This is a genomic window from Mesorhizobium sp., assembly GCF_004962925.1.
GTDB lineage: Bacteria > Pseudomonadota > Alphaproteobacteria > Rhizobiales > Rhizobiaceae > Mesorhizobium.
In genome coordinates this window covers 1-2,361 of sequence record NZ_SUEO01000369.1, presented here as the reverse complement: position 1 = coordinate 2,361, position 2,361 = coordinate 1, and the positions used below count along the sequence as shown (strand labels likewise).

At 64.0% G+C, this 2,361-nt stretch carries 1 protein-coding gene; it reads left to right on the top strand.

The features are described from left to right. Positions 1 to 147: 147 nt before the first annotated feature. Positions 148 to 2,322: a malate synthase G gene (locus E5W87_RS35000; RefSeq protein WP_292408414.1), complete on the top strand. Its 2,175-nt coding sequence runs from the start codon at positions 148 to 150 to the stop codon at positions 2,320 to 2,322. Positions 2,323 to 2,361: the final 39 nt, after the last annotated feature.

Sequence of the window (2,361 nt, the reverse complement as noted above, 5' to 3'; positions counted from 1 at the left end):
GAGGCGACCCCCTCTGGCCTGCTGGCCATCTCCCCCTCAAGGGGGGAGATTGGCTGCAAAATACATCCCTTCACCCTAAGCTGAATTGACCGTGCTACCCTGACATGCCAAAGGCCCGGCCAAAGCCTTCATCGTGGAGAAGCCCTGATGACCGATCGCGTCGAAATCGCCGGATTGCGGATCGCCCGCGAGCTTTATGATTTCGTCGTGAACGAGGCGCTGCGGGGTACCGGCATTGTCGCCAACGCCTTTTGGACCGGCTTCTCGGCCATCGTGCACGACCTTTCGCCGAAGAACCGGGCGCTGCTGGAAAAGCGCGACGCCCTGCAGGACAAGATCGACCGTTGGTACCGCGACAATGGCGCGCCCGGCGATATGGAAGCCTATAAGGCGTTCCTCAAGGACATCGGCTATCTCGTGCCGGAAGGGCCGGCCTTCTCAGTCGCGACCGAAAATGTCGACCCGGAAATCTCGGTGGTTGCCGGGCCGCAGCTGGTGGTGCCGGTGATGAACGCGCGCTATGCGCTGAACGCCGCCAACGCACGCTGGGGTTCGCTCTACGACGCGCTTTACGGCACCGATGCCATTCCGGAAACCGACGGCGCCGAGAAGGGCGGGAAGTTCAATCCCGTGCGCGGCGCCAAGGTCATTGCCTGGGCGAAGGGTTTTCTCGATGAATCGGTGCCGGTCACCTCGGGCAAATGGGCAGGGGTGAACGGGCTTTCGGTTGCCAACGGCATGTTGCGGCTGGGTGAGGGTGCCGGCGCTACCACGCTCGCCGACCCAAAACAGTTTGCCGGCTATCGCGGCGACGCCGACAATCCCGAGGCCGTCCTGCTCACCAGGAATGGCCTGCATATCGAGATTGTCATCGACCGCAGCAACCAGATCGGCAAGACCGATCCAGCCGGCATCGCCGATGTCATCTTGGAATCGGCGCTGACCACCATCCAGGACTGCGAGGATTCGGTCGCGGCGGTCGATGCGCAGGACAAGGTCGTGGTCTACCGCAACTGGCTCGGCCTGATGAAGGGCGATCTTGCCGAGGAGATCACCAAGGGCGGCAAGAGCTTTGTCCGGAGGCTCAACCCCGACCGCACCTATACCGCGCCCGATGGCGGCACGCTGACCTTGCCCGGCCGCTCACTGATGCTGGTCAGGAATGTCGGCCACCTCATGACCAATCCGGCGATCCTCGACCGCGAGGGCCACGAGGTGCCGGAAGGCATCATGGATGCGGCGCTGACGGCGCTGATCGCGCTGCATGATATCGGCGTGAACGGGCGCCGCGCCAACTCCCGCGCCGGCTCGACGTACGTCGTAAAACCCAAGATGCACGGGCCGGAGGAAGTCGCCTTCGCCGTCGAGATTTTCGACCGCGTCGAGGCCCTGCTCGGCATGGCGGAAAATACCATCAAGATGGGCATCATGGACGAGGAGCGGCGCACCACCGTCAACCTCAAGGAGGCGATCCGCGCCGCTAAAGACCGCGTCGTCTTCATCAACACCGGCTTCCTTGACCGCACCGGTGACGAGATCCACACTTCGATGGAAGCCGGCCCGATGATCCGCAAGGGCGACATGAAGCAGGCCGCCTGGATTGCCGCCTACGAGGCCTGGAACGTCGACACCGGGCTCGAATCTGGGCTGGCCGGCCACGCCCAGATTGGCAAGGGCATGTGGGCGATGCCCGATCTGATGGCGGCGATGCTGGCCGAGAAGATCGCGCACCCCAAGGCCGGCGCCAACACCGCCTGGGTGCCCTCGCCGACGGCGGCGACGCTGCACGCCACCCACTATCACAAGGTCGATGTGCATGCCGTCCAAGTGGCGCTGAAGAGCCGGCCGAAGGCCAAGCTCGACGACATATTGTCGGTGCCGGTCGCGGTGCGGCCGAACTGGTCGCCGGAAGAGATCCAGAAGGAGCTCGACAACAACGCGCAAGGCATTCTGGGCTATGTCGTGCGCTGGATCGACCAGGGCGTCGGCTGCTCGAAAGTGCCTGACATCAACGACGTTGGGCTGATGGAGGACCGCGCCACGCTGCGCATCTCCTCGCAGCACATCGCCAACTGGCTGCACCATGGTGTGTGCACCTCAGACCAGGTAATGGAGACGATGAAGCGCATGGCGGCGATTGTCGATCGCCAGAACCAAGGCGATCCGCTCTACCGGCCGATGGCGCCGGATTTCGACAAGTCGATCGCGTTTCTTGCTGCCTGTGACCTGGTCTTCAAAGGCCGCGTCCAACCCAACGGCTACACCGAGCCGGTGCTGCACGCGCGGCGGCTGGAACTGAAGGCGCGGGAGCAGGCGCGATAGTCGCCGGCGTTTCCCTCCCCCTTGAGGGGAGGGGTGGCC

Coding starts and splice junctions, on each gene's coding strand:
- E5W87_RS35000 (WP_292408414.1), top strand. CDS start 148: ATGACCGATCGCGTCGAAATCGCCGGATTGCGGATCGCCCGCGAGCTT.